The 1,001-nt window shown below is 56.6% G+C and carries 1 protein-coding gene and 1 pseudogene; both read right to left on the bottom strand.

The genetic code is table 11. From position 1 onward, the window contains the following. A pseudogene (locus ACIOYV_RS33300) lies at window positions 1-464 on the bottom strand (F0F1 ATP synthase subunit alpha); the annotation flags it as partial. Between the two features lie 21 nt (window positions 465-485). After that, complete coding sequence (locus tag ACIOYV_RS33295) at window positions 486-1,001, bottom strand: F0F1 ATP synthase subunit delta (RefSeq protein WP_401330729.1); 516 nt, start codon at window positions 999-1,001, stop codon at window positions 486-488.

Here is a 1,001-nt window from a genome sequence, read left to right as displayed (position 1 = left end):
TCGACAGCCTTGTAGCCAGTCTGTACAGGCTGGTCTACCGACTTACGCCAGATCACGCCTGGAGCAACTTTCTCGACCGCATCGGTCTCGGTGTTGTTCAGCGGACCTTTGCCGTCAACTGGGTTACCCAGTGCGTCGACTACGCGACCCAGCAGTTCCTTACCAACCGGAACTTCGAGGATGCGGCCAGTGCACTTGGCGCTCATGCCTTCAGCCAGAGACTGGTAGGAGCCCAATACAACGGCGCCTACAGAGTCTTGCTCAAGGTTGAGGGCCATACCGAAGACGCCGCCTGGAAACTCGATCATCTCGCCGTACATTACGTCGGCCAGACCGTGAATCCGCACGATACCGTCAGATACGCTGACGACTGTGCCTTCGTTACGGGCTTGGGAGGTCACATCGAGTTTGTCGATGCGGCCCTTGATAATTTCACTTATTTCGGAAGGATTGAGTTGCTGCATTGCTCTGCTGCCCCTTCAAACTCAAGATTTCAATGCTTCGGCAAGGCTCGCGAGTTTGCCGCGAACCGAGCCATCGATAACCAGGTCGCCGGCGCGGATGACAATGCCCCCGATCAGGGATTTGTCTTCCTCGACTTGCAGGCGCACTTCCCGGTTGAGTCGTGCACTGAGAACCTTGGCGAGTTTGTCTTGCTGTTCTTGGTTCAATGCAAAAGCACTGGTCACTTCAACGTCTACCGATTTCTCTTGTTCGGCCTTGTACAGGTCAAACAGAGCGGATATCTCCGGCAAAAGCGGGAGACGGTCGTTTTCGGAAACGACGTTGATGAAGTTCTGTGCCTTGGCATCAAACTTGTCGCCGCACACGTCAATAAACGTGGCGGCCTTGTCTGCGCTCGTCAGTCGCGGGGCCTTGAGCACGCGCTGCATGGTGTCGTCTTGCGACACTGCTGCAGCCAGGCCGAGCATGGCTGACCAAGAGGCCAGTTGCTGGTGGGCCTGGGCGTGCTCGAAGGCTGCAACTGGCCTCTTGGTCAG

Source organism: Pseudomonas sp. NPDC087342, from assembly GCF_044744265.1.
Lineage (GTDB): Bacteria > Pseudomonadota > Gammaproteobacteria > Pseudomonadales > Pseudomonadaceae > Aquipseudomonas > Aquipseudomonas nunensis.
The sequence above is the reverse complement of the archived record's forward strand: the minus strand, read 5'-3'. Positions and strand labels throughout refer to the sequence as shown.